This window comes from Gordonia terrae (assembly GCF_051789125.1).
In the GTDB taxonomy this organism is placed as follows: domain Bacteria; phylum Actinomycetota; class Actinomycetes; order Mycobacteriales; family Mycobacteriaceae; genus Gordonia; species Gordonia terrae_A.
The window spans coordinates 476,069-502,244 of sequence record NZ_CP196526.1 but is presented as its reverse complement, the minus strand read 5'-3'; the positions used below and the strand labels follow the sequence as shown (position 1 = coordinate 502,244).

Genomic DNA, 26,176 nt, shown 5'->3' with positions numbered 1-26,176 from the left:
GTCCCTTCAGATGAGGTGAAGTGCACGCCGGAGGGCGTCGGTGTCGTTCCAGACGGGTAGGCGGATGTGGGTGCTGAATCCGTGTGACACGGAGAAGGACGGTCCGTCGGCGATCCTGATTCCTTCGGATTGCGCCTTCACGGCGTAGTCGATCGCATCGGAACGGATATCGATCCACAACCCACTTCCGCCACTCGGCATGGTCACGTCCCAATCCGTGCGGGACTCGTCGATCACACCGATCGTCCTGTCCCGGTGGGCTATCAGGAACTCACGTCGACGGTCGATCACCGAGTGCGCATTGTCGAGGAGCTCGGCGGCGACGCACTGGTCGATCACCGAGGTGGTCACGTCCACGGTTTGTTTGAGATCGGCCAGCCGCGCGAGGGTGTGCGGGTGGCCCCGAATCCACCCGACCCGGAGACCACCCCAGACGAGCTTCGACATCGTCCCCACGGTGACCAGGCGCTCGGGCGCGACGAGACCACTCAGGCCTGCGTTCTGGGTGTCGGGGTCGTAGACGAGATCGGCGGCGCTGCGGTCGTCGATCACGAACAGGTCGTGGGCGTTGACCACGGATGCGAACCGGCTCAGCATCTCCGACGTCCTGACCTGCCCCGTCGGACTGTGCACGGAGGACTGCACGTACACGGCGTCGGGGCGGGGTCCCGCACCGACCGTCAGCTCGGCTGAACCTGCCGGATAACCGTCGATCCGCAATGACCGGCGGACGCTGACGAGCACCGCGAGCAATCCGCGGTAGGTCGGTTCCTCGACGAGAATCCTGCTGCCGGCGTCCGTCATGGCGAACACGATGAGCCACAACGCCTGCTGTGCCCCGGCGGTGATCAGGATCTCGTCGGGGCTGGTGACCACACCGGTCGAGGTCAGGTGACGGGCGACTGCCGCCCTCGTCTCGGGCAACCCGTACGCGGTGTGCCCGTCGGTCCCGAGATGCGAGCGCAACGATCTCTGCGTGACGCTCTCCAGCACAGATGTCAGCGATCCATCGGCCGGGAGTGACTGGATCGAGAGATCGGCCGTGACCGGGGGCGCCCCGTCGGGCACACGCGCCGCGCCCGGCTGCCGAAGGCGGCGTCTGTTCATCGACACCGTCGATCCGCGCCCGACTTCGGCTGTGACATAACCGCCGCCGGCCAGGATCTCGTAGGCCGTCGTCACTGTCCCGCGTGACACACCGAGTTCGGTGGCGAGGGATCGCTGTGCGGGAAGCCGCATCCCGGTGATGACCTCTTCGGACTCGATGAGATGCGCGATCGCGGTGGCGAGTCCGATGCTCAGCGTGCCGTCGTTGGTCCGCCATGATCCGAGAACGGCAGACAGCTCCCGAGCCGAGAGCTGCGAACCGAGATCAGGCATGTCCCGATCCTTCCACACCCCGGGCGCCCTGATCGGCGTCCGCCCGAGCGGACCCCGGCGCGCCGCCGGGACACTGCTCGCCCTTCGCGGTCAGTGGCGCGGCCCGACGTCACGGCAACGGCAACACGTCGTGGACGCTTGCGGCTGACCGTGATTCATCTATCGGTCACGGTCGCAGCAGAAGCCCCACGAGCGCGACGACGACCAGAACGACGACCGCCAGCAGGAACACCAGCGGGGTCACGATGACACCGCACACCGTCCGACAGGCGCCGAGTGCCGGACGAACGCTGCTCGTCACCATGGCCGGCGACTGGGTCGGTACCGTCGCGGGCGACTGGGTCAGCACCGTCGCGGGCGACTGTGATCCCGGCCGGAAACACTCATGCCGTGACATCGGCGGCGTCCTCCTTGCGGGCCGTCTCGTCGATCACCTCGTGATGCAACGAGTACCGGTAAGAACCCATGCCGAGCAGGCAAGCGATCGCCAACGCAACCATGATGACGATCGGTACGACGCCGGCACTGTAGGAGCCGGTGAGCCCGTAGATCTGCCCGAGGAGGAAGACGCCCGCCGCCGATCCCATGGCGAAGAGGAAGTACACGAAGCCGAGAACGCGACCGTAGGAGTGCTTCGGGAAGTATCGGCTCGTCATGTATGCCGCCATGTCACCCTCGGCACCGAGCGCGAGCCCCACGAGCACCGCTCCGGCGAAGAGCAACGGGGCGCCGGTGGAGGAGATGAGGAGGACTACGCCGACGGCACACAGGGCGAAGAGGACCGCCCCGATGAACGGTGCGAACGCGCGATCGAGCAGGTAGCCGACGACCAGTCGGGCGAAGACCGACGAGAGGCTCAGGACCGAGAGCACCGCGACGGCGAGTGATTGGTCGACTCCCTTGTCGGTCGTCATGGGCACGACCTGTGACATCAGACCGAATGTTGCCGTGGAGACCAGGAAGATCGCTGCGCTCAGGAGCCAGAACTGGCGGTATCGCCGCGCGATCGAGAGGAGCGGTTCGCCGGCCTCCTGCCCGCTCGCGCGCGCTTGCTCCCGTTCCGCGTCGTACGACGCGGGCATGCGGGTGACGAACACGTATACGGCGGTGGGAATCACGGTGCACAACGCGCCGACGACGAGGAACGTGCCACGCCACCCGACCATGCCGAGCACCCAGTTCGCGAGGTACGGGATGAGCACTCCGCATGCGCCCATGCCGGCCATCAGCAGGCCGAGGGCGAGTCCCCGTCGGTCGGCGAACCACGCACTGACGACCGTGGCGTGGGCGACCGGGTTGAGTGCACCGGCACAGGCACCGATCAGTATGCACAGCAGATAGAAGACCACCTGACTGTTGGGCAGAGCGGCCATCAGCATCAACCCGATACCGAAACCGAGTGTCATCGGGATCGCGGGAATCCGCGGGCCGTGGCGGTCGACCAGAATACCCAGGACGACGATGCTGATGCCCGTCAGGATCGTCTCCACCGAGAAGCCGTTGGTGATGACGCTGCGGTTCCACCCGAAGTCGTCGGCGATCTCCTTGCCCAGCACGTTGAACAGCACGTTGACCGTGCTGCTGCCGAACAGGAGTGTCACGAATCCGGTGGCGGCGTACCACCACCGGATGAGCTGGCGTCCTGATGCCCCGGTCGCGCCTGCGGTCGCTGTCATCGACTCTTCCCTCTCTCTCACCCGCCCTCGCCCGATGTGTGGCGAGTCACACCATGGGTAACATATGGACTGTCCAAATGTAAATATCGGACCAGACTGCGGTGCGATCCACCAACCTCCGCCCTCTATTGCCCCACTGCCGCACAAGCGTTAGTGTGATCTGCAAATGGTCAGTCCTAATGACCACAACGTTGGGCGGATGCCCACCACACGAAAGGACACCGAAGTCTGATGGCCGAGTTCAGCGACATCACCTACGAAGTCGACAACGGGTTGGCATGGATCACGATCAACCGGCCCGAGCGATACAACGCCTTCCGCGCACAGACGGTCGACGAGCTCGTCCTCGCCTTCAAGAAGGCTTGGGCCAGTAGCGAAGTCGGTGTCATCGCGCTCACTGGTGCCGGCGACAAGGCTTTCTGCGCCGGAGGCGACCAGAAGCAGCGGATGGAGACCGGTGACTACGGACCGTCGGCCAGCGGACTGTTCGAGGTGGAAGCGCTGCATCGTGTCATCCGCGACGCACCGAAACCCGTCATCGCCGCGGTGAACGGGCTCGCGATCGGCGGCGGGCACGTCCTGCACGTGCTGTGCGATCTCACCATCGCCGCCGACACGGCCCAATTCGGACAGAACGGTCCCCGCGTCGGCTCCTTCGACGCCGGCCTCGGCTCGGGCTACCTCGCCCGCGTCGTCGGTGAGAAGCGAGCCCGCGAGATCTGGTTCATGCTCCGGCGCCTGTCGGCCGAGGAGGCACTGGACTGGGGTCTGGTGAACCGGGTCGTGCCGGCCGCCGAGCTGCGCAACGAGGTCCGCGCCTGGGCAGACCAGATGCTCGACTTCTCCCCCACCGCACTCAAGGTGCTCAAGCAGTCGATGAACACCGACACCGAGCACTTCGTCAGCATCGGCACCATGGCCTACTCCACCCTCGAGATCTTCGGCGAGACCCCCGAGGCACAGGAAGGTATCACCGCGTTCAACGAGAAGCGCAAGCCCGACTTCTCGCCTTACCGGGGCAAGTGAGTGCTGCTCTCTCCGGAGCAGCGCGAGTTCGCGGCGGCAGTGCGGGACTACTGCCGTCGCGAACTCGCAACTGTCGCGCAACGAGACGCGGTGACCGACGGGGGCACGCTCTCGAACAGCCCGGGAGTCCTCGAGACGATGGCTCGAAACGGCTGGCTCGGGGTCTCCCTCCCCGAGGAATTCGGCGGGGGTGGAGCCGGTTTCGTCGACGAATGTGTCTTCCTCGAGGAGTCCAGCCGTGGCCTCGCGCCGATCACCGGGTACTCCACCGGTCTGACGGCGGCACAGACATACCTGCGCTGGGGCAGTGGATCCCAGAAGAAGACCGTGGTCAGCAACCTTGCCGCCGGCCGGCTCGAGGCGATAGCTCTCAGCGAACCCGGCGCCGGTTCCGACCTCGCAGGCATCCGTCTGAGCGCCCGCAGGGACGGCGACAGCTATGTCCTCAACGGCCAGAAGACCTGGATCTCGGCCGCACATGTCGCCGAGCACATCCTGGTGCTCGCACGCGAAGACACTTCGGGTACCAGACATCAGGGTATGACGCTGTTGATGGTGCCCACCACCTCGGACGGGCTCACGATCCGCGGGATCGAGACCATGGAAGCCCACACCTGCAACGACGTCTTCTTCACCGACGTGAAGGTCCCCTCGTCCGCAGTCGTCGGGACGCCGCGGGACGGGTGGAGACAACTGATGCGAGGCCTCAGCGTCGAACGCCTCATCATCGCGGCGATGAGTGTGGGTGCAGCGCAACGTGCGCTGGACGACCTGATCGCCTACACCGGCAACCGTGAGCAGTTTGGCACGTCGATCGCGTCGTTCCAGGCGCTGCGGCACCGGATCGCCGACCTGGCCACCGACGTCGAGATGGCCCGCGTCTTCGTCTACGACGTGGCGGCGAAGATCGACGCCGGCCTCGAAGACGACCTCGCGCGGGAGAGTGCAATGGCCAAGATGCGCTGCACCGAGGTCGCCAAGAACGCCACCCTCGAGGCCATGCAGATGATGGGTGGCGCCGGCTACGCCCGCGAGTACGGGATGGAAGGCCAGGTGCGCCGGGCGCTGGCACCCCCGATCTACGGCGGTACCAACGAGATACAGCGCGAGATCATCGCCAAGGCGGTCGGCCTGTGACAGGCCCGGCGCGCACCCGACCACGCAACAGTGAGGAAATACGATGACCGAGAAGACGACGACATTCTCGCCGGACCTTCTGTCCGGCAAGAGAATTCTGATCACCGGCGGCGGCACGGGTCTGGGCCGTGGGGTTGCGCGGCATCTCATCGACCACGGCGCCGAGGTGCACCTGTGGGGACGGCGCGAAGCCGTCCTCGCCGGAGCCGCGGAGGAGGCATCCGTATCCCGTCCCGGCAATGCTCACTTCCACACGGTCGACGTTCGCGACTACGACAACGTCGACCAGACGATGGACCGCATCTGGAACGATCACGGGCCGTTGACCGGTGTGGTGAACAACGCCGCCGCGAACTTCATCGCGCAGACCAAAGACCTGAGCCCGCGCGCTTTCTCGGCCATCACGAGCACCGTCATGAACGGCTCGTTCCACACGACGCACGCTGCCGGGAAGCGCTGGATCGCCGACGGACTGCCGGGTAGCGTGCTCTCCACCCTGACCACCTGGGTGTGGACGGGCTCGGCATTCGTGGTCCCCTCGGCTATGGCCAAGGCGGCGGTCCACTCGATGACGATGTCGCTGGCCGTCGAATGGGCCAAGTACGGTATCCGGCTGAACGCACTCGCCCCCGGGCCGATTCCGACCGACTATGCGTGGGAGATGCTCAATCCCACCGACAAGAGTTCTGTCGGCGCCACTCAGGCCGATCAGATCCCCGCCGGACGTACGGGAACGATCGACGAGCTCGCGAACCTCACGATGTTCCTCCTTTCAGACGCCTGCGACTACCTGACCGGGCAGACCATCGCGATGGACGGCGGCCAGATGCTGGCCGGACCGGGCACTTTCGCGGGACTGACGAGTCTGAGCGATTCGGACTGGCAGCAGATCAAGGAGAGCAGCAAAGCAGCATCCGAGTCCAGCAAGGCCCAACGCAGCGTGTGACCCGCGGGGTCGGACACGAGAGAAGGGGCGCATCCGGGAGGGTGCGCCCCTTCTCGTCTGTGTACCCGGTGGTGTCGACCGGACCGGCCGGCGGATGCCCTACAGCGACGGACGGTATTCGTACTTGCGGCTGCGGGTCAGTGCGAACTCGAAGATGCCCGAGCCGCGCACGCCGTCGATCTCGAAGGCGCACAGACGGTCGGTGAGGGCCGAGTCCAGCGTGCGCGGGGACACCGACCCGTCGAGCGGATACCGGTCGGACTCGACATGATCGACGCCGTGCGACTCCCCGTGGTGGCCGCCGTATCCCGCACCCGCCATGAAGCCTCCGCCGGCGCGTGCGTCGGCATGCACCCGGTACCGCTCCCCCGCCGCCGTCGTGACCGCCACATCGCCCTCGACGAGATCCTGCTCGTCGTCGAACACCAACGCGTGACGGACGTCGACGATCGGGTCGACTCGCCCGTCCTCGTGCATCACCGCACCCTCGAGCAGCAGTCGTTCATGCGCCCGGGTTTCGACGAGCAGGAAACCGATGGAGTGGCTGGGGAACTGGGCCTGGTACCAGATGTGCAGGCCCTGTCCGCCCGACATCGTCCGGACCCCTCGGGACCGGTCGCGCTGCCCGTACCAGCCGTCGACGTCGTACTCGCGGTCATCGATCCGAAGGCTTCCCTCATACCGCCCGGACTGGAAGAGGTGGTCGAAAGACGTGCGGGCGGCCGTCGTATTCTCCACCGCGACCTCGCCGAACCACGCTGGGGTGCGTGATCGCCAGGTCACGTCGAACTCGGCACCGATCGGATTCGGGCCGAGCCGCAGGCGCCACACCTCATTGGGCTCGACCACCTCGAACCGGAACGGTCCGGCACCGTCGCCGCCGGTCGCCTCGAGAAGGCTGGAGTATCGGAGATTGCGTTGCTCATCGGGGCCGGTCACGACGACGAACCCGTCGACGGTCCCGGCCGGCGGGTACATCCCGAAACCCATGATCACCGACGGCGACAGGTCGTCGGTGGGGTGCATGTTGAACATCAACCGGTCGAAGAAGCCCTTCGGGAGGTCCTGCGTCTCCGGGTCGACCAGTCGGTCGTGAAATGTCGTCGTACCGCCTTGCTTCGCCATCTGGGCTCCTAGCTGTCATGGTCGGAAGTCGCTGACGCCGCCGTCATCGGTGCGTGGTCATCGCGGGACCGGAGTTCGCCGGCAACCCCGCCGCGCGGCGCGCGTCCGCGAGAAAACTCTGAACGAGTGCGGGATCCTCGTAGTACGGGTCGCCGATTCCGTCGACGACGCGGCGGCGGCTGTACTCGTAGAGCACCGCCAGCTTCCACAACGCGAACGCCGTGTACCAGGCCAGGTTCTCGACGTCGCGTCCCGTTCGTTCCTGATAACGCCGTGCCAGTTCGTGTTTCGACGGATAACCGTCCTCGAGCAGCGCCGCGCTCAGCTCTGCCGTGGGATTTCGCGGCGATCCCGGAGCCGGGACCGTCGCGAGGAGGTACCCGAGATCGAGCAGGGGGTCACCGATCGTGGCGAGCTCCCAGTCGAGGACCGCCGCGATCCGACCCGGCGCCTGCGGTGCGAGCACGACGTTTCCGATGCGGAAGTCGCAGTGGATCAACGCGGCTCCCGACTCCGCCGGCGTGTTCGAGCGCAACCACGCATCGACGTCCGCGAAGTCGGCGGGTGCGTTCCCGTCGCCGTCTGCGATCAGCCGGCGCATCCGTTGGAGGTGCCGAGCGTTGAATCCCTCAGGGCGGCCCATTTTCTCGAGACCGGCGGCACGCCAGTCCACCTCGTGGAGATCCGCCAGGGTGTCGACCAGGCCGTAGCCTATCGATCGCCGGTCGCCGGGGTTGTCGAGCGGCGCCGGAGTCGTGGTGGTGACGACGTGACCGGCGGCGAAACCCATCACGTAGAAGGGGACGTCGAGCACCTCTCCCTCGCGGGCCACCGCGAGCACTTCCGGAACCGGCACGGCCGTCGGGTGCAGCGCGGTGAGCAGAGTCGCCTCGCGCATCATGTCGTTCGCACCCGGCGGGGTCGGCGGCGGCGGCGGCCGACGCACGACGACGCTGTCGGAACCGTTGCTCACGAGGAAGGTCAGATTCGAATGACCGTCCCCGATCGGGGTGGCCGTGATCGGACCCGACAGCACGCCACGCGACTCCAGGAACTCTCGCAGGGCGCTCAGGGTCTCGGTGTCCCAGTCCCAGGCCATACCTGTCACCGCCCCGTGAACACCGGAGCGCGCTTGGCCTTGAAGGCCGCCAATGCCTCTGGCATGTCCTCGGTCCGCGTGAGCAGCGCCTGGCCGCGGTTCTCGAGTTCGAGGGCGGCTTCGTACGACCCGATCTCGGTGTTGCGCTGGATGGCCCTCTTCGACATCCGCACCCCACCCGGCGAGTTCTGCGCGATCTGGCGCGCCATCGCCATCGCCTCGTCGAACAGCGACTCGGACGGATGGACGTGATTGACCAGTCCGATCCGGAGAGCTTCGTCTGCTTCGACGATCCGTGCCGTGTAACCGATCTCCGCCGCGTGTGCGGGACCGACGAGGCGAGCCAGGTTGTAGGACGTCCCCAGCTCACCCATCGAGAGTCCGACCTTGACGAAAGCCGCGCTCATCTTCAGCGTCGGTGCGGCCAGCCGGATGTCGGCGGCGAGGGCGAGAGCCATTCCGCCGCCGGTGGCCGGTCCGTGGATGGCCGCGATCACCGGGAACGGCAGGTGCCGGATGGACTGGATGCCTCCGGTCGCGGTCTCCTGGAACTTGAGGAACTCACGCACCCCCATCTCGGTGATCACATGGATCTCGTCGAGATCGAAGCCCGCACAGAATGCGCGCTCGCCACTGCCGGTCAGGATGAGGGCGCGCAGACCGCTGTCCCGCAGTGCCCGGCCGGCCTGGAGGTACTCGTGGAACATCGCGACCGTCTGCGAGTTCATCCGGTCCGGACGGTTGATCCTGAGGACACCGATTCCCGGTTCGGATTCCTCGAACGTCAGGGTCTCGAGTTCGGGAAAGTTGAAGGTCATGCTCAGCCTGCCTTGACGTCGATGGGCGTGCGTTGGGACGTGTCCCGGTTCGGGGACCCGGATTTCAGCGGCCCCGGAAGACCGGGGTGCGCTTCTCCTTGAAGGCAGTCAACGCCTCGGCCATGTCCGGGCTCCGGGTTAGGAGCGCCTGGCCCCGGTTCTCCAGCTCGATCGCCGCGGCATACGAGCCGACTTCCAGGTTGGCCTGCAGCGCACGCTTGGAGAGTTGCACGCCTCCCGGCGAGTTGGCCACGATCTGCTCCGCGAGGGCGAGAGCATCGGCCACGACGTCGTCGGTGCTCACGGAGTTCACCAGACCGAGGTCGGCGGCCTCCGCCGACTCCACGACCCGTCCCGTGAAACAGATCTCGCTGGTCTTCGCCGGGCCGATCAGTCTGGTCAGCAGCCACGAGGTCCCGAGGTCACCGGCCGACAGGCCGATACGGACGAAGGCGGCGTTGAACTTCGCCGAGGTCCCGGCGAGCCGGATGTCGGCAGCCAGTGCCAGCGCCAGTCCACCACCGGCCGCGGCTCCGTTGACGGCGGCGATCACAGGTACGCGCAGCGATCGGATCGCGGTGAGCGCCCGGGCCGCGCGCTCCTGCTGGTCGAGCATGCCGAGTGCGCCGAGGTGGGGGAGTTCGTCGGCGTCAGCCAGGTCGTAGCCCGAACAGAATGCCTTACCGGCACCGGTCAGGATGACGACGCGACACTCGTCCTCGGTCTCCAGACCCCATGCGAGCCGCTCGAGTTCGATGAACATCGTGTTCGTCATGGCGTTGTAGCGGTCCGGGCGGTTCAGCGTGACGAGGACAACCCCGGGCTTCACCTCTTCGGTCAGCAGTGTCTCGAACTTCTCTTCCAGTGTCTTCATGACCGAGCTCCTCTTGGGCTTGTTCGTGCTGCAGTCACCGGACCGGGCGGCAGCTGGTGTTGACGGTCGTTCAGCGAAAGTCGGGGGCGCGCTTGTCGACGAAGGCCGAGATGCCCTCGGCCGCCTCACCGTTCTCGAACAGCGACTGGATCTCGGCGACCTCGAAGTCGGCGCCCTCGGCGAGCGGGAGATCCGATGCGGCGTCGACGGTGCGGACAACCGAGAGCTGAGCCGGCAGCGACGGGCCGACGAGCTCGTCAGCGAATGCCAGCGCAGCCTCGGTGACATCGCCGTCGGTCAACCGGTCGACCAATCCGATGCGGTACGCCTCGTCGGCGGGCACCTGGCGAGCGGTGAGCATGATGTCGAGCGCCCGGCCACGTCCGACCAACCGGGGCAACCGCTGGGTTCCACCGGCGCCCGGGATCAGTCCGAGCTTCACCTCGGGGAGCCCGAATCGGCCCTTGCTACCGGCGACGCGCAGGGTGCAGGCCATGGCGAGTTCGAGTCCCCCGCCGAGGGCCACGCCGTCGACCGCGGCGATCGAGAGCCAGGGCGCCGCCGCCAACCGATCGTTGACCTCACGCATCTTGTCGCCGTAGGCGGTGAACGTCTGGGCGTCGATCGAGGACAGGTGCTTGATGTCCGCTCCGGCCGCGAAGAAACCGGGCAATGCAGAGGAGATGACCATGACCTTGACGTCACCGGCCTTCTCTGCGGCGTCGATCGCCAGGTGGACACCGTCGAGTAGGGGGATCCCCAGTGCGTTCGCCGGTGGTCGGTTCACCACCACCGAGGTGATCCCCGGCTTCACGGTGTTCCAGGTGACGACGTCTTCGGCTCGCTCTGCCATGTGATCCTCGCAATCGGCCCATAAGTCGTCACCGCTCGGCGACGAGAACTACCTCCGAACTTAACGAGACGCCTGCCATCAAGTCAACCATTATTTTGGTCCTACCAAATAACCAAGACAGGACCCGTGCAGCTAGAAGTCGCCTGAGGCCGCGCCGTACTGATAGATTAGGTACGACCAAAAGCACAGAAAGCAGGTGCCATGCCCGAGTCGTCCTCGTCGAGCACGGTTGCACGTCATCCCGTCCAGCTCCAACCGATGCAGGTTCCCAAAGCATCCGACGTGCTGGCCAACGACCTCCGCGAACGAATCCTGCGCGGGGACTTCCCCTCCGGTACCGCGCTTCCACCCGAACGCGAGCTCGTCACCCAGACGCGGATGAGCCGTACCACCGTCCGCGAAGCCCTGCGCATCCTGGAGGTGCAGGGGCTGGTCGTCATCAAGACCGGCCGCTCCGGAGGCGCGTTCGTCCAGCAGCCCGGCGGAGATTCCGTTGCCACCTCGGTGAGCCTGTTGATCCGCGGCCAGCAATTACGCCTCACCGCCTTGCTCGAGACGCGTGAGGCCATCGAGCCGGCCTGCGCGAGCCTGGCCGCGAAATACCGCACCGACGATGACCTCGTCGCCCTCGACGCTGCGAACACCGCCGTAGGCGACGCGTCGCTGCCTCTCGAGTCGTTCCTGCAGGCGAACGTCGACTGGCACCTGGCGGTGGCCGCGGCGAGTCACAACGAACTGCTGACCGGCTTCATGAGCGCGCTCTCCAGGGCGATCTACAGCTCGACGGAGAACACCGCCTTCGTCGACGACGAGGTCCGCAAGACCACACACCGCGCCCACAAGAACATCACCGATGCGATCCGGGCCGGCGATTCCGCGGCCGCGATGCGTCGCATGACCAAGCACGTCCACGGTTATGCCGAGGCTGTCGTCCAGGTCGAGGAGCGTACCGAGATCGATCTGGCTGCCGACGCCTGAGTCGAGAACGTCCGCGGCAGCGGAGGACCCGCGGGCCGCCTCGCGGGGTTCAGACCGCCGCGGCCGACAGGTGCGTCCGCAGTCCGTCGAGGATCGCCGCGGTCGTCGCACGCGTCTGCTCGTCGGTCAGACCCCATGGCGGCGCGATCAGGTCGAGATGGTCGAAACCGTCCGGTATCCGCGCGAGAGCATCCGCGAGATCACCGGGTGCGCACGCGATCGTGATCGTATCGATCATGTCGTCGGTGACGGCCCGCACCAGGGCCTCGTCGTCGCGATCGCGGGCGGCCTGGCGGATCACCTGCTGCTGGGCGGTCCAGCCGTGGAGCTCGAAGAGCCGGTCATAGACGCGTGACGCGGCGTACTGGCCGATGGCGTAAGCCGCCTGTCGTCGCGCGAGTTCGACATCCTCGTCGACGGCGCACATCCGGATGCCCATGATCGTGACATCCGATGGTTGGCGTCCGGCCCTCTCCGCACCGACCGCGATCTCCTGCGCGACCGGGCCCCGGACGTATTCCGTCGTGAACATCGGGTGCCCGACCAACCCGTCGGCGTGCTGACCCGCGGTCCGCAGCATGTGCTTGTTGACGCCGGCGATCCAGATCGGGATCTCGGGGCGTACCGGCTCCGGGACGTCCGCAGTCGGGACGACATGGACGTGGTAGAAGCGGCCGTCATGATGGACCGGCGCCTCGTGCAGATGCCACAGCGATTTGAGGACCGCCAGGAGCTCGGCCATCCGTGCCGCAGGGGCCTCACCCGTCACGCCGTGCCAGGCCTCCATCATCTTCGGGGTGCCGTTGCCGAGGCCCAGGATGATCCGGCCGCCCGAGAGCTCGTCGAGGTCGCGGGCCTCGGCGGCCCAGATCAGCGGGCTGCGGCCGACGCCGTAGGCGATGTTCGATCCGATGCTGATCGTGCTCGTCCCACCGGCGAGGGCCGACATCGGGATCGTGGCGGACCTGCTGTAGAGCTCGCTCGTCCAGATCGCCGCGCAGCCGATCTCCTCGGCCTGGCGGGCCAGCTCGACCATCGAAGCGAATCGCCCGGGGCCCGAACCGATTCCGAAGGCGTTGATGCCGAACGTCGTCATCTGCGTCGTCCTCTCGTGTGTCTGATCAAGCACGTCGGGGGAAGCGGCCGAAGTCGGGTGCCCGCTTCTCCTTGAAGGCCTCGCGGCCCTCCTTCGCTTCCTCACTGGCGTAGAACAGCAGATTGGTGTCGTGCGCGAGCTGCTGGACGCCGGCGAGACCGTCCTCGGCCGCGTGGAAACTGGCTTTCATCAATCGCAGTGCCAGCGGGGACAATTCGAGCATCCGACGGCACCACGCAACCGTCTCGGCCTCGAGGTCGGCGAGCGGGACCACAGTGTTGACCAGTCCCATCTCGAGTGCCTCCGCCGCGTCGTACTGGCGGCACAGGAACCAGATCTCCTTGGCCTTGCGCGCCCCGACGATGTTCGACAGCAGCCCGGCGCCGAACCCGCCGTCGAACGATCCGACCCGCGGACCGACCTGTCCCAGTCGCGCGTTGTCCGCGGCGATCGTCAGATCGCACACGATCTGCAGAACATGTCCCCCGCCGATGGCGTATCCGGCGACCATCGCCACCACCGGCTTGGGCAGCCGGCGGATCTGCACCTGGAGGTCGGTGACGTGGAACCGCCCTACCGCGTCGGGTTGATCCGGCTCGGACAGGTAGCCGGTGTCGCCGCGCACCCGCTGATCCCCACCCGAGCAGAACGCCTTGTCGCCTTCCCCGGTCAGGACGATCACCCCGATGGAGGGGTCTTCTCGCGCATGGGTGAGGGCGTCGCCGATCTCCACAAGCGTCTGCGGCCGAAATGCGTTGTGTACCTCGGGTCTGCAGATCGTGATCTTCGCGATCCCATCGGCGGTACGGGAGTAGTCGACGTCCTCGTATCGGCGGACCACCGACCACTCCACGACCTGCTCGTCGTGCTCGACTCTGGGCATGAGCGCCTAGGCCATCGTCAGGCCGCCGCTGACCGACAGCGTCTGACCGGTGATGTAGCCGGCCTCGTCAGAGGCGAAAAAGGCCACCGCTGCCGCGATGTCGGACGGCTGGGCGAGTCGCTTCATCGGGACCGACCTCGTCATCCCGCCGAGGACCTTGTCCGCGTCCTGACCCGAGTTGTCGGCGAACTTGCGGAGTGCGGGGGTGTCGGTCGGACCCGGGCACACGCTGTTGGCGGTCACACCCTTTGTCGCGACCTCGCGAGCCAGGGTCTTCGTGAACGCGATCGTCCCGCCCTTCGCACCCGAGTAGACAGCCTCCAGCGAGGAGCCCACCCGGCCGGCATCCGAACCGATGTTGATGATGCGCCCGAACCCACGCTCGACCATCCCGGGGACCACCGCGTGGTTCACCCGGAGCGAGCCCTTGAAGTTGATGTCGAGGATCTTGTCCCAGAAGTCCTCGTCGGTGTCGACGAACTTCATGAAATCGTCCCAGCCGGCGTTGTTCACCGCGATCTCGATCGGACCGAGTTCCTGGGTGATCTTCTCCACGGCGGCGTTCACCGAGGAGGTGTCCGTCACGTCGATCGGCACGGCGATGGCCTCTCCGCCCGCTGCGACGATCTCCTTGGCGGTCTGCTGGGCGGCCTCGAGATTGAGGTCGGCGACCGCGACCCGGAATCCGGCCGCGCCGAGCTTGCGGGAGATACCCTCCCCGATGCCCTGGGCTCCGCCGGTGACAAGTGCGACTCGATTACTCATGGTTTTCCTTTCGGGTGGGTGTTCTCGGGACCGGCGACCTACGATGCGGAGCGCACCGCACCGGCGAGTTCGTCGCGGAATTCCGGGGCCGCGATGTCGATCAGGCGACGCTGCCGTTCGGCGAGCGGTTGACCGCGCAGGTGCGCGATGCCGTGTTCGGTGACGACGCAGTCGACGTCGGCCCGAGCGGTGGTGACGACACCTTCGTCGAGCGTGAACTTGATGGACGATCGTCCCCGCATCGTCGAGCGGAGAGCGACGATCGACCGCTTTCCGGTGAGCGCGGCCGCGCGGGCGAAGTCGACCTGTCCGCCGATCGCGCCGAGGTATGTGCCACGGCTCATCTCGGCCCCGACCTGACCGGTCAGGTCCACCTCGATCGCGAAGTTCACCGCGACGAGCGACGACAGGCGGGACAGCACCGGGGGCGTGTGGGTGTAGCTGGTGGGCGCGAACAGTACGGGCAGTTCACCGATACGTGAGTACAGATCCGCCGAGCCGAGCGCAGTGCCCGCGACCGAGAGGCCGACATCGATCTGCTTGCGCGCCCCCGTCACGACTCCCTTGTCGATCAGTCGCAACACTCCGTCGGTGATCATCCCGGTGTGGACACCCAGGTCCTTGTGCCCGGTCAACGCGTCGAAGACCGCCGAGCCGGTGGAGCCGATCCCCACCTGGATGGTGTCGCCGTCGTCGATGAGGGTCGCGATGTGCGCCGCGATGGAGCGGTCCAGGTCACCCGAGGGGCGCCGATCCTCCTCTTGCAGTGGGCGGTCGGTCTCGATCGTCGCGGCGAAGCGGCTCAGGGGCACCCGCGGCGAACCGGCCACCACCGGCATCTGCCGGTTGACCTCGGCGAAGAGGAGCGAAGTGTGTTCGATCGCGTCCGCCATGTAGTCGACACCGATCCCGAGGGAACACATTCCGTCGCGGTCGGGTGGCGACACCTGCAACAGGCCCGCGTCGCACGGGAGCCGGTGTTCGGCGAACATCCGCGGAAGCGCCGAGTAGTGACAGGGCACGACGTCGAGCTGGTCGGTTGCGCCCAGATCGCGGAGCGCACCCAGGCCACCGTAGGACACCATCATGTCCGTCGGTGAGATCGAGTGTGCCAGCTGATCATTCCAGCTGAGACCGGTGAACAACCGCAGCGGCCCGAGCCGCGGGGCCTGATCGAGGAGCTGGTCGACGAGCGGTCGCGGCTCGGCGGCGGCCTGGCTCCACCACACACCCATCCCGGGCCGCAGCCACTCACCGAAGGCGACCATCAGTCGACCCGTTCGATCAGGGTTCCTGTTCCCAGTCCGCCGCCGCAGCACATGGTCACCAGTCCGAGGTGATCGTCCCGACGCTCCATCTCGTACAGGAGGCCGGCGATCAGGCGTGCGCCGGTCGCGCCGACGGCATGGCCGAGTGCGATGGCTCCGCCGTTGACGTTGACGCGCTCCATGTCCGGCTGGAGTTCGCGCTGCCAGGCGAGCACGACCGAGGAGAATGCCTCGTTGACCTCGAACAGGTCGATGTCGTCCACCGAGATCGAGTTGCGTTGCAACAGCTTTCGGGTCGCGGGAATCGGACCGGTCAGCATGATGATCGGGTCGACGCCGACGGTCGTCTGATCGGCGATGCGCGCCCGGATGCGGAGTCCGTGGCGTTCGGCGGCCTCACGGGAGCAGAGGAGCACGGTGGCCGCACTGTCACAGATCGGACTGGACGTTCCCGCGGTGACGCGACCGTTCTCCGACCGGAACACGGTCTTGAGGCCGGCCAGTGACTCCATGGACGTGCCCGGACGCACCGTTTGGTCGCCGGTGCGGACCTCGCCGTCGAGCTCCATCTTCACCATCTCGTCGGTGAAACGCCCGGCAGCGATGGCGGCGGTGGCGAGCTCGTGCGATCGCACCGCGAACGCGTCCATCTCCTCGCGGCTGATGTCCCAGCGTTCGGCGATGAGTTCGGCGCTCTCACCCTGCGTCACGAAGTCGTACCGCTCGCGCAGTTCGGCGGGCCACGGTTCCCCGTAGAGTTCGCTGATCTTGGCCGGCGAGTTCATCGGGACGTGGCCCATGTGCTCGACACCACCGGCGATGATCACATCGTGTACACCCGAGGCGATCAGTGCGGCAGCGAAGTTCACCGCCGTCTGCGCCGAACCGCATCGGCGGTCGAGGGTGGTGGCCGGAACCTCCGCGGGGAATCCGGCCTGCAGCCAGGCGTTGCGGCCGATGTTGCGGGACTGCTCACCGAACGGTGCGGTGCAACCGATCACCAGATCGTCCACCACACCCGGATCGATACCGGTGCGCGACACCAGGTCCTGATAACAGGCCGCGAGCATGGCGTTGGGGTGGGTGTCGCGGAACCAGCCCTTCTCGGGATGTGACTTCCCGATCGGGGTGCGTACCGCCTCCGCGATGACGACCTCTCGTCCTGAGCTGACGAACGGTCCGGAGATGCGTGTGGTCATCAGATCACCGTTCCGCCGTCGACGGGGAGGATCTGACCCGTGATGTACCCGGCCGCAGCCGACGCGAGGAAGACGAAGGTGGGCGCGATCTCGCCGGGATATGCCCATCGTCCCAGCGGGATACGAGCGAGTGTCTTGGCGGCCAACTTCTCGTTGGAACGGATGTTCTCGGTCATGGCCGTGGCCGCCAGCGGCGCCACCGCGTTGACCGTGACGGACTGCCTCGCGAGTTCACGGGCCAGAGATTTCGTCAGGCCGATGATCGCGGCCTTGGCCGCGCCGTAGTTGGCCTGACCGATGGTGCCGGTGAGGCCGGCCGCCGACGTGACGTTGATGATGCGACCGGTGCCGTCATCCGGCAGATGGTCGAGCGCGGCGCGGCTGCAGTGATAGCTGCCCATCAGATGGGTGTCGAGGACCCTGCGGAACTTCGTCTCGTCCATGTTGGCGAACATCGCCGGTGCGATGACTCCCGCGTTGTTGACCAGGATGTGGAGAGTCCCGTTCCCGAGTCGGGCAGCGGCCGCGGCCGCGTCGCGCGCGTTGTCGGCGTCGCAGACGTCGAGCGCGAACGGCTCAGCGGTGCCACCGCGTGCGACGATCCGCTGACTCACCTGCGCCGCCGCGTCTTTGTCGATGTCGGTCACCAGGACCGCGGCGCCCGCGGCGGCGAAGGCCTCGGCCACCGCAGCACCCACTCCGCCGCCCGCGCCGGTGACGAGCGCCGTGCGCCCGGTCAAACCGAAGACTCCCAGCCCGGCGGAGTAGGCGGCGTCGAGGTCCGTGTCGTCTGCTGTGGTCATCAGTAGCTCCTGGGAAGTCCGAGGACATGCGACCCGAGGTAGTTCAGGACCATCTCCTGACTGATGGGCGCGATGCGGGTGAGCCGGGCCTCACGGAAGTAGCGCGACACGTTGTACTCCTCCGAGTAGCCCATTCCGCCGTGCGTCTGCAGTGCCCGATCGGCCGCGTCGAAACCCGCATCCGCGCACAGGTACTTGGCCGTGTTGGCCTCGCGCCCGCAGGGCTTGCCGTTGTCGTAGAGCCAGGTGGCCTTGCGCAGCATGAGTTCCGCGGCGTCGAGCCGTGCCAGCGAATCGGCCAGCGGGAATTGGATGCCCTGGTTCTTGCCGATGGGCCGACCGAAGACCTCACGGTCGTTGCCGTATCGGACGGCGGCACGCAACGCGGCCCGCCCGATCCCGAGAGCCTCGGCAGCGACGAGGCAGCGCTCCGGGTTCAGGCCGTCGAGGATGTACTTGAATCCCTGGCCTTCTTCGCCGACGCGGTCCTCGACCGGGATCTCGAGACCGTCGATGAACAGTTCGTTCGAGGTGACCGCGTTGCGGCCCATCTTCTTGATCGGACGGATGTCGACCTTGTCGCGGTCCAGGTCCGTGAGGAACAAGGTCATCCCGTCGGTCTTGCGGGGCGACTCGTCGAACTTCTGGGTGCGCGTCAGCAGCAGGATCTTCTCGGACTCAACGGCCTTGGAGATCCACACCTTTCGCCCGTTGACGATGTACTTGTCGCCCTCGCGCTTGGCGAACGTGGTGATCTTGGTGGTGTCGAGACCGGCACCCGGCTCGGTGACCCCGAAGCACACATGCAGATCGCCGTTCACGATCCGCGGGAGCGTGCGCTGCTTGAGTTCCTCACTGCCGTGGACGATCACCGGGTGCATGCCGAAGATCGACAGGTGCATCGAGCTCGCACCGTTCATCCCCGCGCCGGAGGCGGCCACCTGCTCGAGCAGGATCGACGCCTCGGTGATCCCGTATCCGTGGCCGCCGTACTCCTCGGGAGTCGTGATGCCGAGCCAGCCGCCCTCGGCGAAGGCGTCGTAGAACTCACGAGGGAACTCGTGCGCCGCATCCTTTTCCGCCCAGTACTGATCGTCGAACTTGGCGGCCAGCTCGGCCACCGCGTCACGGATCGTGGCCTGGTCGTCTGTCAGCTCGAAATCCACGTCGATCCTCCGTCTCTCGCGTCTTCGCAACTATACCAATGGACTGACCAAAAACAAGTACTCGTACTCACCACCTCATACCGCCTCGTCCAAGAGCGATGCGGCGATCCGCTCGTTCCACACCGCCGGGGCGCCGAACAGCGTCCGATCGAGCTTGGCGCGCTTGTAGAACAGGTGGAGGTCGTGCTCCCACGTGTAGCCGATGGCCCCGTGCACGGTGAGTGCCGAGTCGGCCAGATCGGCGACCGTCTTGGTCACCTGGGCCTTGGCGACAGCGGCGATGACCGCGGCGTCGTCGAGTCTCGCGTCGACCGCGGCGGCCGCATACAGGGCGGTGGAGAACGATGCCTCCACGGTCACCAGCATCTGCGCCGCAGCGTGTTTCACCGCCTGGAAGGAGCCGATGAGTTGTCCGAACTGTTTGCGTTGCTTGCTGTAACCGACGGCGAGTTCGAGCATCCGCTCGGCGCTGCCCAGTGCATCGGACGCCACGAGGACGGCCGCCACGCTCGCGACCTCCATCAGGTCATCACCCTCGACGATCTCGCCGGCGGGTGCGCCGGTGAGGTCGACACTGCCGACCGCACGCGAGCGATCGAGCACGTCGTCAGCGGAGACCACCGCGTCCGACGCGGCGACGCGCGCGATTCCGCGGCCGCCGGGGACGGTCACCGGGACCAGGAACACGTCGGTGTCGGTGGCACCCAGGACATGGCCCACCGCCCCGTCGAGACGGGAGCCGTCGACCGTGACCGACGGCGCGGCACCCGGGATGCGATCAGCCGGGATCGCGATGGTGTATCGGGTCTCGCCCGCCAGCTGCGCGGCCAGTTCCTCCTGCGTGAGCAACGGCGCCACGAGTGCGGCCGCGGTCCACCGCGTGTTCGGGACCGCCGCGCGGCCGAACTCGCGGGAGGCGAGCGCCAGTTCGAGCACGCCGCCGCCCTGACCGCCCGATTCCTCCGCGTACCCGACACCCCACCACCCCTCGCTGATCAGCGCAGCGGTGAAGGCCGCAGGATCGCCTGTCGACTGCAGTTCACGAACCGTGTCGGTGGGGAACTTCGCCGAGATCCACTCGCGGAGCGAGGACGCGAACAAGTCCTGCTCGTCGGACAATTCCCAGTGCATGCCGTCTCTCCTCAGCTCACCGACGTGCCGTGCACGACGTCTCGAATGGCATCCACCGCGTCCGGGTTCTCCGCACTCGACAGGTCGCCGGGGTCGGCCCCGACCGCCGCCGCACGTATGGCACGGCGCAGGATCTTGGCCGATCTGGTCTTGGGCAGGGCACTCACGATCCACACCTTCGACGGCGCGAAGGGTTTGCCGAGACCTTCGGCCACGATCTGCCGGAGTTCGTCCGACACACCAGCGGTGTCGATACCGGGGCGCGGCACCCAGAAGGCCCACACCGTCTCGCCCTTCTTGGGATCGGGGATCCCGACCGCGGCGGCCTCGGCGACCGCGGGATGAGTGGTCAGCACCGACTCGACCTCGGCGGGCGCGAGCCGCTTCCCGGCCACGTTCATGACGTCGTCCGACCGGCCCAGGATGTACCAGCGTCCGTCGTCGTCGACGAGCGCGAAATCTCCGTGACACCACATGCCGTCGAATGTCGACCAGTAGGACTCGAGATAGCGCTCACGGTCCCGCCAGACCCCCCTGGTCATCGCAGGCCAGGGCTGGCGGCAGACCAGCTCTCCGATCGAACCGCGCAATGGTGCCCCGTCGTCGTCCACGACGTCGACGTCCATACCGAGCGACGGTCCGCCGAGCGAACAGCTCGGGATCGACTCCACCGGGTACGGGGCCAGGAACGAACCGCCGACCTCGGTGCCGCCGGAGAAGTTGATGACCGGAACCCGACCGCCGAAGACCTCGGCGGCCAGCCAATCGTAGGAATCCGGGTCCCAGGGCTCACCGGTGGAACCCAGGACACGCACCGAACTCAGGTCACGCGTTGCGATGTCCTCGAGCGGCGTGGATTTAAGTGCGCGGATCAGTGTGGGCGAGACCCCGAGCATCGTGATCTGGTGACGCTCGACCATGTCCCACAGCCGGCATGCGTCGGGCACGTCGGGCGAACCCTCGTACAGGACCAGGGTCGCCCCGTTGGCATGGGTGCCGAACGCCGCCAGCGGACCCATCACCCATCCCATGTCGGTTATCCAGCAGAACTTCTCGCCGGCCGAGATGTCGAAGGAGTACGCGACCTCGGTCGCGACCTTGACGGTGAAGCCGGCGTGCGTGTGCACCGCGCCCTTGGGCCGACCGGTCGTGCCGGAGGTGTATCCGAGCATGAGGGTCTGCATCGCCGGGAACGGCCGGAACTCATGCGATGTGCGCCCGTCGGCGAGCAGTGTCGCCCAGGGCGTCACCGTGATCGCCCCGCCGGCGGTGATGGTGGCGCCGCCGACGTTGTCGACGACGATGACCGACCGCACCGAGGGGGTCTGGGCCAGGGCCTTGTCCAATTCGCTTGCCATACCCACGGTTCGGCCGCGACGGACCGTGCCGTCGGCGACGACGACGGCCGCCACCTCCGCGTCGTTCAGTCGCGAGGCGATGGCCGGGGCGGCGAACCCGGAGAACAGGGGCACCAGGATCGCGCCGATACCGGCGGCCGCGTAGCAGGCCACGACCGCCTCGGGAACCATCGGCATGTAGATGGCGACGGCGTCGCCCTCACCGATACCCAGCTCGGTCAGACCGGAAGCCACCAGCCCCACCTGGTCGGCGAGCTCGCCGTAGGTCAGCGTGCGTACGGTCCCGTCCTCGGCCTCGTGCACGATCGCCGGCCGGTCGGCCCCGTCGGCGAGCCACCGCGTGATGCACGCGTCCACGGCGTTGAACGTGCCCCCGGTGAACCAGTCGGGGAACTGCAGGCCGTTCGAGATGTCGAGAACCTCGTCGTAGGGCGTCGGGAACGGAATTCCGAGGTCCTTGATCGCCGCGTCCCAGTACCAGGACACATCCGCGGTCGATCGGCGGCGCAGCTCGTCGATCGAGTCGATTCCGTGGGTTCGGGCCAGCCGCAACACATTCGCGCGTGCGAGGTGCTCAGCGGTCGGATTCCACACATAGGAGCTCATGACGTCGCCTCTCTCAGCTCCGCGGCATGCCGAGAACGCGCTCGGCCGCGATGTTGCGTTGGATGAATGTCGAACCTCCGGCGATGGCGGTGCCGCGTGCCTGGTATGCGAGCCGCAGCCACCGTTGCTGAGGTGAGTCCGGATCGTCCGTCGAGAGTCCGAACTGGCCACCGAGTTCCCCGATCGCCAGACCGAAGTCGGCGATGTCCTCCACCAGCGGACAGAAGTACAGCTTGCCGATGGAGGTGACCGGGCCCGGTGGTTGACCCGACGCAGCGCCCGTGATGACCCGCTGACCGATGAGGTAGTGGGTGAGTGCGCGTCCGTACAGATCCGCGATGGTCTGTCGCACAACGGTGTCGGAGGCCAGCGGTTCGCCGTTCTCGCCGGTCGTCGACTTCACCTGCTCGATGAGGTCGCGCACGGCGCGCGTCGTGTTGACGCGTCCGGTCGCGATCCCCACCCGCTCGAAGGCGAGCGTCCCCATCGCCACCTTCCAGCCGCCGTCGACCTCACCGAGGACGGCGGAGTCCGGTACGAACACCTCGTCGAGGAAGACCTCGTTGAACTCCGCCTCACCGAGCATGTGCTCGAGGGGGCGCACGGTGACGCCGTCCGCGGACATCGGCAGCAGGAAGTAGGTGATGCCCTTGTGTCGATCTCCACCGCCGGTGCGGGCGAGCAGAATCGCGTTGTCGGCGATCTGGGCGCGCGACGTCCAGATCTTCTGTCCCTGGATGGACCATCCGCCGTCGACCTTCGTCGCCTTCGTGCGCAGCGACGCCAGGTCCGAACCCGACTCCGGTTCGGAGAACAGCTGGCACCAGATCTCCTCACCCTTCAGGATCGGTTCCAGATAGCGCTGTTTCTGGTCGTCGTTGCCGAACGCCACGATCGTCGGGCCCGCGAAGTCCTCGCCGATGATGTTGAGCCGCTCGGGTGCCCCGGCTCGGTCCATCTCCTCGTTGAATATGGCCTTGATCTTCGCGTCCGCGCCTGCGCCACCGTATTCGGCCGGCCAGGACAGGCCGGCGAATCCGGCGTCGTAGAGCTTCTGCTGCCAGGCGGACCAGAATTCACGTTTGTCCTCGAGCCGCATCGGCTCCGGCCACGGAAGGGTCGGCAGCGTCTCGGTCAGCCAGTCACGTACCCGCGTCCGGAACCGGGCCTCGTCGGGCGAATCGCTCAGATCCATCGGAACCTCCACATCGTTACGGACCAACGCTACAATAGGTCAGACCAAAAAACCAAGGGAGGTTCTGATGGGAATCCTCGCCCAGCGAGACGAGGCCGACAGGGTCCTCGACGAGGTCTCCTTCGACGTCGAGTCGGGGAAGATCCGCGAATTCGCCCGCGCGACTCATTCCGAAGACCCGGTGTACGTGGACACAGAGGCCGCGGCGACGGCCGGGTTCACGCACGTACCGGCGACGCCGACCCATGTCGTGGTCGCCGGACATCACCGCAATCAGGCGGAATTCGTGGCGAGATTGGGCCTCGCCATCGAACGTGTCGTGGTCGGTTCGGTGGAGTGGGAGTACACGCGACCACTGGTGGCGGGTGACCATGTCGTCGGGACCCGCCGCGTGGTCGACGACACGACGCGAGAGGGCAAGAGAGGCGGGACGATGCGGCTTGTGACGCTGGAAACGACGTGGACCGACGACGCCGGGGACACCGTCATCGTTCAGCGGGAAGTCCTGATCGAGAGGGACGCACAGTGACTCGCACGGAAACCACACGCGATCCGCGGACCTGGACGGTCGGACAGAGTCTGCCGCCGCGGACCATCGGGCCGATCACTCAGACCGACATCGTCCGTTTCGCCGGCGCCGGTGGCGATTTCAATCCCCTGCACCACGACGAGCCATACGCGCGAGCCGCCGGACTGCCCGGCGTGATCTCGATGGGACAGATGCAGGCGGGCATGCTGGCCGCGTGGGTCGCCGACCTCGCACTGGTCGAGCACCTGCTCAGGTACTCGGTTCGGTTCGCGTCCCCGCTGGCCATCGGCGAAACCCTTGTCCTGCAGGGCACGGTCGAGTCGGTCGAGGAGGGCATCGCCGAGATCGCGCTCGCCGCCAACGCCGGGGATCGCATAGTCGTCTCGGGCACCGCGCGCGTCCGGACCGCCGCACCATAGTCCTCGCGTCCCGGTACCCGGCGAACATCGGTCGTCGACTCCCGGGTACCGGCGGCGCGACGGACATGTTCCGACACATCGCCGGGTCGACCTACTGGCGGAGGACGATCTTCCCGAACTGCGTGCCCTCTTCGAGGAGTCGATGAGCGGCCGCCGCCTCCTCGAGGTCGAAGGAACGAGCGATGGCCGGTGGCCGCAGACGCCCCTGCCCCACGAGTTCGAGCAGACCGCGGAAATCCTCGAGGCCACCCATGGTGGTACCGAGCAGGTTGTACTGGCCGAAGAAGAACGATCGGACGTTCATGTCGGCCGTCTCCGCCACGTTGGCGCCGAGGACGACGAGTCTCCCACCCGGACGCAGCGCGCGCACAGACCGTGACCAGAGGCCCACCGGGTCCAGCACCACATCGAAACCGACACCGCCAGGGGATATCTCGGTAGCCTGGTCGGGCCAGTCGGGATCGGAGTGCAGGACACCCGACACCGCACCGGCCTCGCGCGCACGGTGCAGCTTCGACGCCGACGAGGCCGTGACGTACACGTGCGCGCCCACCGCCGAGGCCACTTCGAGCGCCATCGTCGCGACCCCGCCGCCTGACCCGACGATCAGCAGGGACTCACCCTCCTCGAGGGCGGCTCTGGTGATCAGCGCACGGAATGCGGTCACGCCGACGAGCGGCAGGGCGGCGGCCTCCTCCCACGAGTAACCGGCGGGTTTGGGCGCGAGACACTCCTCGGGAACGTTCACGAACTCCGCGTAGGTGCCCCACACGTTGTCGCCGATGATGTCGAAGTCTGCGGAAGGGGCATCGGTGCGGTCACCCCAGAACAGCGACGGAAGGATCACGACCTCCTCGCCGGTGTCTGTGCGGACTCCTGCGCCGTCGGCCCCCGGTACGTGCGGCAGCGGTGAGTGATACTGCCCGCGGCGGACCAGGACATCGTGCCAGTTGAGCGCACTCGCATGCAGCCGGACGGTCACCCACCCCGCCGGCGGACGGGGCTGGTCAACCTCCCGGAGCACCAACTCATCGGCCGGACCGTACGCGTTCATCACCACCGCTCTCATACGTCAACTCTGGATGATCACGGTGGCGACCGCACAGGGTTTGCCCGCCGAGTTCTGCGCCGTCACCGCGACCACAGCCAGTGACCTGCCGCGATGCTGGACCTCGGACCGGAATGTGGTGGTGCCCGCGGAATCCGCGGGCCGCAGATAGGCGATGTCGATGCTGGTGGTGCGAAGGTCACCGCGCGCGTCGACCGCGGACATGGCGGCGAACTCCGCCCCGCAGATCAGGATGCCGCCGTGGACGTTCCCCATCCCGTTGGCCGCCAGTGGATTCGGCCGCAAGTCGACGACCCCCGGCCCCGACTCGCGGACACCCAGGGCGTCACGGACGGTTACCCCGGCAGGCGGTACCTCGCGCGCAAGTGTCCCGCCGGTCGGGCGGTGCGGCAACGGGATCAGATGTGAACGCTGCGTGATGAGCGCGACGACACGGCCCGTGTCGTCGCGGACCTCACCTCGGGTGGTGCCGCCGCGGTCGTCGCGGCCGATGAGTTCGCCGACCACCGCGAGCGGGTTGCCCCCCAGCGGCGGATCCGCGAGAAAGTCCATCCGGATGCCCAGGCTGACAGGCCATTTCCCCACCGGCGTGGCGGCGGCGATGACATATCCGGTGGCGTCGTCGAGCGGCACCCCCAGTGCTCCGCGGGCCACCCCGGCGCGGGGGTCGGCGAGTCGTGACGTGGCGGCCATCGCGAGTTCCGCCACTTCCGTCGACATCGCGATGGCGGAGATGTCGAGCAGCGTCTCGGCGCCCGCCACGACGAAGTCGGTGAC

26 protein-coding genes are annotated in these 26,176 nt (G+C 67.1%); 6 read left to right on the top strand and 20 right to left on the bottom strand.

Annotated elements, in window-relative coordinates:
- Positions 1-6: 6 nt before the first annotated feature.
- The 3 genes from ACSUZC_RS02235 to ACSUZC_RS02225 form a co-directional block, all read right to left on the bottom strand.
- Positions 7-1,380: a PLP-dependent aminotransferase family protein gene (locus ACSUZC_RS02235; RefSeq protein ID WP_439031317.1), complete on the bottom strand. Its 1,374-nt coding sequence runs from the start codon at positions 1,378-1,380 to the stop codon at positions 7-9.
- 166 nt (positions 1,381-1,546) lie between these two features.
- A complete protein-coding gene (locus tag ACSUZC_RS02230) occupies positions 1,547-1,777 on the bottom strand; it encodes a hypothetical protein (RefSeq protein ID WP_439031316.1) in 231 nt (76 codons plus the stop codon).
- Positions 1,764-3,056, bottom strand: a complete 1,293-nt coding sequence (locus tag ACSUZC_RS02225) for an MFS transporter (RefSeq protein ID WP_439031315.1) — start codon at positions 3,054-3,056, stop codon at positions 1,764-1,766. Before ACSUZC_RS02225 ends, ACSUZC_RS02230 begins: the two co-directional genes overlap by 14 nt.
- 231 nt (positions 3,057-3,287) lie before the next feature.
- Between ACSUZC_RS02225 and ACSUZC_RS02220 the strand changes: the two genes are divergently transcribed.
- Genes ACSUZC_RS02220 through ACSUZC_RS02210 form a run of 3 tightly spaced genes read left to right on the top strand, consistent with a single transcriptional unit; the run spans position 3,288 to position 6,165 of the window.
- Positions 3,288-4,082, top strand: coding sequence for an enoyl-CoA hydratase-related protein (locus ACSUZC_RS02220; RefSeq protein ID WP_439031314.1), 795 nt, complete (start codon positions 3,288-3,290; stop codon positions 4,080-4,082).
- Positions 4,083-5,219, top strand: coding sequence for an acyl-CoA dehydrogenase family protein (locus ACSUZC_RS02215; protein ID WP_439031313.1), 1,137 nt, complete (start codon positions 4,083-4,085; stop codon positions 5,217-5,219).
- Between the two features lie 43 nt (positions 5,220-5,262).
- Positions 5,263-6,165 carry an SDR family oxidoreductase gene (locus ACSUZC_RS02210; RefSeq protein WP_439031312.1) on the top strand — a complete coding sequence of 301 codons (903 nt, stop codon included), beginning with the start codon at positions 5,263-5,265 and terminating at the stop codon, positions 6,163-6,165.
- Between the two features lie 99 nt (positions 6,166-6,264).
- On the opposite strand, the gene ACSUZC_RS02205 is transcribed toward ACSUZC_RS02210, so the two are convergent.
- The 5 genes from ACSUZC_RS02205 to ACSUZC_RS02185 form a co-directional block, all read right to left on the bottom strand.
- A complete protein-coding gene (locus tag ACSUZC_RS02205; protein WP_439031311.1) occupies positions 6,265-7,290 on the bottom strand; it encodes a hypothetical protein in 1,026 nt (341 codons plus the stop codon).
- Positions 7,291-7,333: 43 nt separating this feature from the next.
- Entirely contained in the window at positions 7,334-8,389 is a 1,056-nt protein-coding gene (locus ACSUZC_RS02200; RefSeq protein ID WP_439031310.1) for a phosphotransferase family protein, read from the bottom strand.
- 5 nt (positions 8,390-8,394) lie between these two features.
- Positions 8,395-9,207: an enoyl-CoA hydratase/isomerase family protein gene (locus ACSUZC_RS02195; protein ID WP_439031309.1), complete on the bottom strand. Its 813-nt coding sequence runs from the start codon at positions 9,205-9,207 to the stop codon at positions 8,395-8,397.
- Positions 9,208-9,271: 64 nt separating this feature from the next.
- The gene (locus ACSUZC_RS02190) at positions 9,272-10,081 is read right to left on the bottom strand and encodes an enoyl-CoA hydratase/isomerase family protein (RefSeq protein ID WP_439031308.1); all 810 of its coding nucleotides are present in this window, start codon (positions 10,079-10,081) and stop codon (positions 9,272-9,274) included.
- A gap of 70 nt (positions 10,082-10,151) precedes the next feature.
- Positions 10,152-10,934 (bottom strand): enoyl-CoA hydratase/isomerase family protein, encoded by a 783-nt coding sequence (locus ACSUZC_RS02185; RefSeq protein ID WP_439031307.1) that lies wholly within the window; start codon positions 10,932-10,934, stop codon positions 10,152-10,154.
- Between the two features lie 201 nt (positions 10,935-11,135).
- On the opposite strand from ACSUZC_RS02185, the gene ACSUZC_RS02180 reads away from it, so the two are divergent.
- Positions 11,136-11,912 (top strand): FadR/GntR family transcriptional regulator, encoded by a 777-nt coding sequence (locus tag ACSUZC_RS02180; RefSeq protein ID WP_439031306.1) that lies wholly within the window; start codon positions 11,136-11,138, stop codon positions 11,910-11,912.
- Positions 11,913-11,961: 49 nt separating this feature from the next.
- Here the strand turns inward: ACSUZC_RS02180 and ACSUZC_RS02175 are convergent, their stop codons facing one another.
- The 10 genes from ACSUZC_RS02175 to ACSUZC_RS02130 form a co-directional block, all read right to left on the bottom strand.
- A complete protein-coding gene (locus ACSUZC_RS02175; protein ID WP_439031305.1) occupies positions 11,962-13,008 on the bottom strand; it encodes an LLM class flavin-dependent oxidoreductase in 1,047 nt (348 codons plus the stop codon).
- A 25-nt stretch (positions 13,009-13,033) separates the two neighbouring features.
- The gene (gene menB, locus ACSUZC_RS02170; RefSeq protein ID WP_439031304.1) at positions 13,034-13,891 is read right to left on the bottom strand and encodes a 1,4-dihydroxy-2-naphthoyl-CoA synthase; all 858 of its coding nucleotides are present in this window, start codon (positions 13,889-13,891) and stop codon (positions 13,034-13,036) included.
- 6 nt (positions 13,892-13,897) lie between these two features.
- Complete coding sequence (locus ACSUZC_RS02165) at positions 13,898-14,656, bottom strand: SDR family NAD(P)-dependent oxidoreductase (protein ID WP_439031303.1); 759 nt, start codon at positions 14,654-14,656, stop codon at positions 13,898-13,900.
- Positions 14,657-14,694: 38 nt separating this feature from the next.
- Positions 14,695-15,924 carry an acetyl-CoA hydrolase/transferase family protein gene (locus tag ACSUZC_RS02160; protein ID WP_439031302.1) on the bottom strand — a complete coding sequence of 410 codons (1,230 nt, stop codon included), beginning with the start codon at positions 15,922-15,924 and terminating at the stop codon, positions 14,695-14,697.
- Entirely contained in the window at positions 15,924-17,123 is a 1,200-nt protein-coding gene (locus tag ACSUZC_RS02155) for a thiolase family protein (protein ID WP_439031301.1), read from the bottom strand. The genes ACSUZC_RS02160 and ACSUZC_RS02155 overlap by 1 nt, the downstream gene beginning before the upstream one ends.
- On the bottom strand, positions 17,123-17,926 hold the full coding sequence (locus tag ACSUZC_RS02150; RefSeq protein ID WP_439031300.1) for an SDR family NAD(P)-dependent oxidoreductase: 804 nt from the start codon (positions 17,924-17,926) through the stop codon (positions 17,123-17,125). Before ACSUZC_RS02150 ends, ACSUZC_RS02155 begins: the two co-directional genes overlap by 1 nt.
- The gene (locus tag ACSUZC_RS02145; protein ID WP_439031299.1) at positions 17,926-19,092 is read right to left on the bottom strand and encodes an acyl-CoA dehydrogenase family protein; all 1,167 of its coding nucleotides are present in this window, start codon (positions 19,090-19,092) and stop codon (positions 17,926-17,928) included. The genes ACSUZC_RS02150 and ACSUZC_RS02145 overlap by 1 nt, the downstream gene beginning before the upstream one ends.
- A gap of 75 nt (positions 19,093-19,167) precedes the next feature.
- Entirely contained in the window at positions 19,168-20,223 is a 1,056-nt protein-coding gene (locus ACSUZC_RS02140) for an acyl-CoA dehydrogenase family protein (RefSeq protein ID WP_439031298.1), read from the bottom strand.
- Positions 20,224-20,234: 11 nt separating this feature from the next.
- Positions 20,235-22,187 (bottom strand): AMP-binding protein, encoded by a 1,953-nt coding sequence (locus ACSUZC_RS02135; protein WP_439031297.1) that lies wholly within the window; start codon positions 22,185-22,187, stop codon positions 20,235-20,237.
- A gap of 13 nt (positions 22,188-22,200) precedes the next feature.
- The gene (locus ACSUZC_RS02130) at positions 22,201-23,382 is read right to left on the bottom strand and encodes an acyl-CoA dehydrogenase family protein (RefSeq protein ID WP_439031296.1); all 1,182 of its coding nucleotides are present in this window, start codon (positions 23,380-23,382) and stop codon (positions 22,201-22,203) included.
- A 67-nt stretch (positions 23,383-23,449) separates the two neighbouring features.
- Here ACSUZC_RS02130 and ACSUZC_RS02125 point away from each other — a divergent pair, with 67 nt between their 5' ends.
- Complete coding sequence (locus ACSUZC_RS02125; protein WP_439031295.1) at positions 23,450-23,911, top strand: FAS1-like dehydratase domain-containing protein; 462 nt, start codon at positions 23,450-23,452, stop codon at positions 23,909-23,911.
- A complete protein-coding gene (locus tag ACSUZC_RS02120; RefSeq protein WP_439031294.1) occupies positions 23,908-24,330 on the top strand; it encodes a MaoC/PaaZ C-terminal domain-containing protein in 423 nt (140 codons plus the stop codon). The genes ACSUZC_RS02125 and ACSUZC_RS02120 overlap by 4 nt, the downstream gene beginning before the upstream one ends.
- 91 nt (positions 24,331-24,421) lie before the next feature.
- Here ACSUZC_RS02120 and ACSUZC_RS02115 read toward each other — a convergent pair whose 3' ends face one another.
- Positions 24,422-25,399, bottom strand: a complete 978-nt coding sequence (locus tag ACSUZC_RS02115) for a quinone oxidoreductase family protein (protein WP_439031293.1) — start codon at positions 25,397-25,399, stop codon at positions 24,422-24,424.
- A 3-nt stretch (positions 25,400-25,402) separates the two neighbouring features.
- Positions 25,403-26,161 carry a PaaI family thioesterase gene (locus ACSUZC_RS02110; RefSeq protein WP_439031292.1) on the bottom strand — a complete coding sequence of 253 codons (759 nt, stop codon included), beginning with the start codon at positions 26,159-26,161 and terminating at the stop codon, positions 25,403-25,405.
- Positions 26,162-26,176: the final 15 nt, after the last annotated feature.